Annotated in this window: 6 protein-coding genes; 5 read left to right on the forward strand and 1 reads right to left on the reverse strand. The window is 72.4% G+C overall.

What is annotated here, in order from left to right:
* Positions 1 to 170: 170 nt before the first annotated feature.
* Positions 171 to 941, reverse strand: a complete 771-nt coding sequence (locus VG276_08175; GenBank protein HEV8649368.1) for an IclR family transcriptional regulator C-terminal domain-containing protein — start codon at positions 939 to 941, stop codon at positions 171 to 173.
* Between the two features lie 123 nt (positions 942 to 1,064).
* Between VG276_08175 and VG276_08180 the strand changes: the two genes are divergently transcribed.
* The 5 genes from VG276_08180 to VG276_08200 all read left to right on the forward strand — a co-directional run bounded on the left by VG276_08180 (position 1,065) and on the right by VG276_08200 (position 6,566).
* Entirely contained in the window at positions 1,065 to 1,571 is a 507-nt protein-coding gene (locus tag VG276_08180; GenBank protein HEV8649369.1) for a hydroxyquinol 1,2-dioxygenase, read from the forward strand.
* A 207-nt stretch (positions 1,572 to 1,778) separates the two neighbouring features.
* Positions 1,779 to 2,768 carry a hydroxyquinol 1,2-dioxygenase gene (locus VG276_08185; protein HEV8649370.1) on the forward strand — a complete coding sequence of 330 codons (990 nt, stop codon included), beginning with the start codon at positions 1,779 to 1,781 and terminating at the stop codon, positions 2,766 to 2,768.
* 190 nt (positions 2,769 to 2,958) lie between these two features.
* On the forward strand, positions 2,959 to 4,413 hold the full coding sequence (locus VG276_08190) for an aldehyde dehydrogenase family protein (protein HEV8649371.1): 1,455 nt from the start codon (positions 2,959 to 2,961) through the stop codon (positions 4,411 to 4,413).
* Entirely contained in the window at positions 4,410 to 5,504 is a 1,095-nt protein-coding gene (locus VG276_08195; protein HEV8649372.1) for a maleylacetate reductase, read from the forward strand. The genes VG276_08190 and VG276_08195 overlap by 4 nt, the downstream gene beginning before the upstream one ends.
* Positions 5,505 to 5,714: 210 nt before the next feature.
* Positions 5,715 to 6,566 (forward strand): MoxR family ATPase, encoded by an 852-nt coding sequence (locus VG276_08200; GenBank protein ID HEV8649373.1) that lies wholly within the window; start codon positions 5,715 to 5,717, stop codon positions 6,564 to 6,566.
* The last annotated feature ends 54 nt before the right edge of the window (positions 6,567 to 6,620 follow it).

The following is a 6,620-nucleotide window of genomic DNA, read 5'->3' on the forward strand; positions in this document are numbered from 1 at the left end:
CACGCCAACTCGGCCGTCCCCGCCGGAACCCTCCTGCACTGGTTCGCCCGATCGGCTGCAACTGTCCGGCTGTCGCTTCGCTCCTCAAGCCGGGCCTCGCGCGCTTCAGCCGAGGGGCCTCGCGCGCTTCAGGCGGCCGGGCCTCGCGCGCTTCAGGCGAGGGAGATCCCTCAGCGGCGCGCCGCCTCGTCGCCGATGAGCTTGGCGGCGTGGAGCAGGTGGGGCAGGAACTCCACGCGGAGCTGCTCGACGGTCACCCTGCCGGCGTGGCCGGAGACGTTGAGGGCGGCCAGGGCGCGGCCGTCCCGGCCCCGGACGGGCACCGCGATCGACCGCACCCCGTCCTCGAGCTCCTGGTCGACCAGGGCGAAGCCCTGCTGGCGGACCTGCTCCAAGAGCCGGCGAAGGAGGCGCTCGTCGGTGAGCGTGCCGGGGGCGAGCCGCTCCAGGGTGGCCTGGCGGAAATAGTCGTCAAGCTCGGACGGGGGCAGGTCGGCGAGCAGCACCCGGCCCATCGAGGTCGGGTAGGCGGGCAGCCGGGAGCCGACCCCGAGCGAGATCGTCATGACCCGCTTGGCCGGCACGCGGGCGACGTAGACCAGGCTGGTGCCGTCCAGCGTGGCCGCCGAGCAGGACTCGTGGGTGAGGTCGGCGAGCTGCTCCATGTAGGGCTCGGCGATCTGCCAGAGCCCCAGGGACGACAGGTAGGCGTAGCCGAGGCGCAGGACGCGCGGGGTGAGGGAGAACCGCCGGCCGTCCGAGCGCACGTAGCCGAGGCGCTCGAGGGTGAGCAGGATCCGGCGGGCCGTGGCCCGGGTGATGCCGGCCCGGGCGGCCGTCTCGCTCAGGGTGAGCGACGGGTCCTCGTGCGAGAACACCTGCAGCACGGCGAGGCCGCGCTCCAGCGAGCGGATGAAGTTGCGGTCGCCATCACTTGACATTGCAAGTATCTCCGCCCAGTATGTGCATCGAGCGCACAACTGTACGCTACGCGCACAGCACTGTCGATAGCCTGGCCAACGGTGCAGAATTGCGCGGACAGAGCGGAGCGCGCAGGAAGGGGAGTGACCAGGTTGACCCGGTACTTGACGAAGTTCGGCTCCCTGGACGGCTACGAGAAGGGCCGGGTCGAGGTCATCGACGACGACGCCCGGCACTACGCCTTCTCCAACGTCTACGAGGTCGCCTCCCGGTCCAGGCCCTACGAGAAGGTCGCGGTCGGCAAGAACCGCCAGTACGTGCTGGAGGCGATCCGGGCCGAGGGCACCTCGGAGTGGCGTACCTGCTCCCACGACGAGTTCGCGCTGGTGATGGACGGCGAGGTCACCGTCGAGCTGGTCAAGCTCGGCGACGGCCAGCAGGCCCCGGCCGGGCAGGAGGGGTCGGTCGCCCTCGACGGCGAGCCGGGCGGCCCCCGCATGGGCACGATCGTCGCCCGCCGGGGCCACATGGCGCTGCTCCCCACCGGCGCCGCCTACCGGTTCCGGACCGACCGGCCCGGCGTCATCCTGCTCCAGACCATCGAGGGCCGCGACACCATCTACAAGTGGGCCGAGATCTGCCAGACCTGAGGAATCCGTCCGCGCCCTTTTGCGGGCAGACTCGTCACCTTGGAATCGATCGCCGCCACAGGCGGCACGAGCAGTAGGCGGCACCAGGCGGTGCGCGGCACCGCGCAGTAGGCGGCACCAGGCGGTACGCAGGACCAGGCGGTACGCGGCACCAGGCGGTACGCGGCACCAGGCAGTACGCAGCACCGAGGGCATCAGGAGGTTCCAGTGGCGACCGTCGAGACCGAGGCCAGCGTCCAGTCGACCGACCCCAACGAGCACGGATACCGGGGGTTCCGGCTCGGGGAGTTCTCCTTCAGCCGCGACGAGTACTTCGTGTACGTCGAGTGGCCCACCGGCAGGCACGTGATGAGCGCCGACGCCTTCCTCAAGGCGCTGCAGCGCGACGTGGCCTGGGACTTCTTCTACGGCATCGTGAATTTCGACGGGGTGGTGGGCACCGTCAACCACTACGGCACCGTGGACCTGTTCGCCGGCCGCTACAACGACGGCTGGCGCAAGGCCGAGCTCGACCACCTCGAGAACATGTCCACCCCGCTGATCCGCGAGACGTTCAAGGCGATGCTGGACGACTGGACCAACCAGACCTTCGACCCGTTCGCCAGCCCCGACGAGACCGGCAGCGCCTTCGGCCCCAAGAACGGCGACAACCGCCCGGCCATCACCCGCCACCGGGTCGCCGCCCAGCGCATGGTCGCGGTCCCCGGCGACGAGCAGCTGCGCAGCGACGACACCGGCCACCCGATCAACCGGCACTTCCTCGACGTGCCCCAGGACGAGCCGCAGATCACCGCCGAGCCCGGGTTCGAGAACGAGGTCGCGGCGTTCAACCTGTTCGCCTACCTGTCCCGCTCGGACGTGACCTGGAACCCGTCGGTGGTCTCGGTCTGCAGGGACTCGCTGTTCTGCCCGACCACCGAGGAGTACATCCTGCCGATCATCCACGGCAACGACCGGGTGGAGTGGTTCGTGCAGCTCTCCGACCAGATCCACTGGGACGTCGAGGACCGCGACTCGGGCACGGTCCGGTCCAAGGTGACGATGAAGGCGGGGGACGTGGCCGCGATGCCGGCCGACATCCGCCACCAGGGCTACTCCCCCAAGCGGTCGATGCTGCTGGTGTGGGAGAACGCCGACAGCGAGCTGCCCAGCCTGATCTCCAGCGGCAAGCTGCCCACCAACCCGGTCGACTTCTAGACCGCCCGACCGACCCGGTCCCGGACCACCGGACCGACCGGTCCCGGACCACCCGACCAACCCGGTCCCGGACCACCCGACCAACCCGGTCCTGGACCACCCGACCGACCCGGCCGCCCGCCGCGGGCGGGCGGCCACCACGACCACCTCCCCGGAGGGCAGCTTCGTGCGCGTCAAGGACCAGCTCTTCATCGACGGCGAGTTCACCCACGGCGCCGAACGGGCCACCTTCGAGGTCACCAGCCCCCACGACGGCTCCCTGCTGGCCCGGGTGGCCGAGGCCAGGGCGGCCGACGTCGACCGGGCGGTGGACGCCGCCCGCGCCGCCTTCCCGGCCTGGAGCGCGCTGGCCGCGGCCGAGCGGGGACGGCTGCTGCTCCGGCTGGCCGACGCCATCGAGGCGGCCGGCGACGAGCTGGCCCGGCTCGAGTCGACCGACACCGGCCACCCGATCCGCGACGCCACCACGCTGGACGTGCCCCGCACCGCGGCCACCTTCCGCTACTTCGGCGGCATGGCCGACAAGTTCGAGGGCAGCGTCGTGCCGGTGGAGCCCGGCTTTCTCAACTACGTGCTGCGCCAGCCGGTCGGGGTCGTCGGCCAGATCGTGCCCTGGAACTTCCCGCTGATGTTCACGAGCTGGAAGATGGGACCGGCCCTGGCCGCGGGCAACACCGTGGTCATGAAGCCGGCCGAGCTGACCCCGCTGTCGTCGCTGCGGGTCGCCGAGCTGGCCGCCGAGGTCGGCTTCCCGCCGGGCGTGATCAACGTGGTGCCCGGCTTCGGGCACACCGCCGGGGCGCACCTGGCCGCCCACCCGGGCGTCCAGAAGGTCTCGTTCACCGGGTCGACCCAGGTCGGCCGGCGGATCGTGGCCGCCTCGGCCGGGAACCTGGCCCGGCTGCAGCTCGAGCTCGGCGGCAAGGGCGCCAACATCGTCTTCGAGGACGCGAACCTGCCCGCGGCCGTGAACGGCTCGGCCTTCGCCATCTTCCACAACCAGGGCCAGGCCTGCATCGCCGGCTCGCGGCTGCTGCTCCACGAGGCGGTCGCCGACGAGTTCCTCGCCTGCTTCCTCGCCCTGGCCCGCTCGATCCGGCTCGGCGACCCGCTCGACCCGGCCACCGAGATGGGGCCGCTCACCTCCCCCGAGCACCGCGACCGGGTGCTCGGCTACGTCAAGGTGGCGGTCGACGAGGGCGCCGAGGTCCTCACCGGCGGGCGCGCGCCTGACGGCGACGGGTTCGCCCGCGGCTGCTACGTGGAACCGACCGTGGTGCGGGCCGACCCAGCCGCCCGGGTGAACCGCGAGGAGGTCTTCGGGCCGTTCTGCACCGTCACCACGTTCACCACCGAGGCCGAGGCCCTCGAGCTGGCCAACGGCGTGGCCTACGGGCTCGGCGGCGGGCTGTGGACCCGCGACCTGGCCCGCGCCCACCGGGTCGCCCGCGGGATCCGCAGCGGCATGGTCTGGGTCAACAGCTACAAGCGGGTGAGCCCCGGCTCGCCGTTCGGCGGCGTGGGCGACTCCGGCTACGGCCGCGAGATGGGCTTCGAGGCGATGCACGGCTACACCGAGCCGAAGTCGGTGTGGGTCAACGTCGACGCGGAGCTGCCGCCCTGGTACCCACGCGGCAGCCGATGAGGGACTTCATCTACGACGCGCTGCCAGGCCGGGTCGTCTTCGGCATCGGGGCCGCCGACCGGCTGGACGAGGAGGTCGACCGCCTGGGCGCCTCGCGGGTGCTGCTGGTGGGCAGCAAGCGCGCGGTCGAGGGCCCGGCCGAGCGGCTCGGCGGGGTCCCGGGCAGCTTCGTCGAGCGGCTCGGCGGCCGGGTCGCGGGCGGCTTCACCGACGTCCGCCAGCACGTCCCCGCCGCCACCGCGCAGGCCGCCCGCGAGCTGGCCGGCGAGCTGGCCGCCGACTGCCTGGTGGCGGTCGGCGGCGGGTCGGCGACCGGGCTGGCCAAGGCGGTCGCCCTCGAGCACCCGGTCCCGATCGTGGCCGTGCCCACCAACTACGCCGGCTCGGAGATGACCCCGATCTGGGGGCTCACCAGCGACGGGCGCAAGCAGACTGGCCGCGACCCGCGGGTGCTGCCCGCGGTGGTGGTCTACGACCCGGCCCTGACCGTCTCGCTGCCGGCCTCGCTCACCGGGCCGAGCGGGATGAACGCCCTGGCCCACTGCGTGGAGGCGCTCTACGCGCCCGGCGCCAACCCGGCTACCTCGGCGCTGGCCATGGAGGGCGCTCGCGCCCTCGCCCGCGGCCTGCCGGCGGCCGTGGCCGAGCCGGAGGACCTGGAGGGACGGGCGCACGCGCTGCTCGGGGCGTGGCTGGCCGGCGCCGCCGTGGCCGTTGCCGGCACCGCCCTCCACCACCAGGTCTGTCACGTCCTGGGGGGCGCCTTCGGCCTGGACCACGCCGGCACCCACACGGCCGTGCTCCCCCACGCGGTCCGCTTCGTGTCCGTCGCGGTCCCCGGCGAGATGGCCAGGGTCGCCGAGGCCCTCGGGGCGGCCGACGCCGCCTCGGGCTGCTATGACCTCGCCCGCCGCCTGGGCGCGCCGGCCGGCCTCCGCGAGCTCGGCCTCGACCAGGCCGACCTCGACCGGGCCGCCGAGCTGTGCGCCGCCCGCGTCGCCCAGGCCCCGCGGCCCGCCGACCGCGACGAGCTGCGCGCGATCCTGGCGGACGCATGGGCGGGCGCTCGGCCCACGGCGGCCGAGTCGTAGGATACGCGTCGCACACGGGAGGCTCGGTACGACCGGCGGATGGCGGTGCCGCGGATCGACGCATGGCGGTGCAGCCGGATCGACGCGGGTGGGTTGGTTGAGAGGTCCAAGGTTGAGAGGTCCAAGGAGGTCCTCGTGAGCGGGACCAGGTTCGTCGGCGTCGACGAGGTGACCGAGCGCCTGCGCGCGGTCTCCTACCTCCCCAACCGCATGATCGCGAGCGTCGTGTTCCTGGCCGACCGGCTGGAGAAGCCGATCCTGGCCGAAGGGCCGGCCGGCGTGGGCAAGACCGAGCTGGCCAAGGCGCTGGCCGCCGCCACGGGCTCCCGGCTCATCCGGCTGCAGTGCTACGAGGGCCTGGACGAGTCGAAGGCGCTCTACGAGTGGAACTACAAGAAGCAGCTCCTGCGCATCCAGGCCGAGCGCAACGACGGCAACTCGTGGAGCGACATCGAGGAGGACATCTTCTCCGAGGACTTCCTGCTCACCCGCCCGCTGCTCGAGGCCATCCGCTCCGAGGAGCCGGTCGTCCTGCTGATCGACGAGGTCGACCGGGTCGAGGTCGAGACCGAGGCGCTGCTGCTCGAGATCCTGTCCGACTACCAGGTCTCGATCCCCGAGCTGGGCACCGTCGCCGCCACGCAGATCCCGCTGGTGTTCCTGACCTCCAACAACACCCGTGAGCTGTCCGAGGCGCTCAAGCGGCGCTGCCTCTTCCTCCACATCGACTACCCCGACCTCGAGCGCGAGCGCGAGATCGTCCTCACCAAGGTGCCCGACATCACCGAGGAGCTGGCCGACCAGGTGGCCCGCATCGTCCGCTCGATCCGCCAGCTCGAGCTGAAGAAGCCGCCGTCGGTGTCCGAGACCCTCGACTGGGCCAAGACCCTGCTGCTGCTGGGCATCGAGAAGGTCGACGCCGAGATCGCCACCGGCACCGCCAACATCCTGCTCAAGTACCAGACCGACATCGCCAAGGCCGCCAAGGAGCTCGCCCAGGACGACAACCGGGGCAACGGCGGCGCGGCCAACACGACGAAGCCCTGGCAGCGGACGAGCTGATGGCCGAGAGAGGCGCCGCCTCGACGGCGTTGCCGCCCGAGGCGCTGGGCGCCG

The organism is Actinomycetes bacterium (genome assembly GCA_036000965.1).
GTDB lineage: Bacteria > Actinomycetota > CALGFH01 > CALGFH01 > CALGFH01 > DASYUT01.

Bases quoted from the DNA above. Each gene is read 5' to 3' on its own strand.
- VG276_08175 (HEV8649368.1), bottom strand. From the start codon at position 941: ATGTCAAGTGATGGCGACCGCAACTTCATCCGCTCGCTGGAGCGCGGC.
- VG276_08195 (HEV8649372.1), top strand. From the start codon at position 4,410: ATGAGGGACTTCATCTACGACGCGCTGCCAGGCCGGGTCGTCTTCGGC.
- VG276_08200 (HEV8649373.1), top strand. From the start codon at position 5,715: ATGATCGCGAGCGTCGTGTTCCTGGCCGACCGGCTGGAGAAGCCGATC.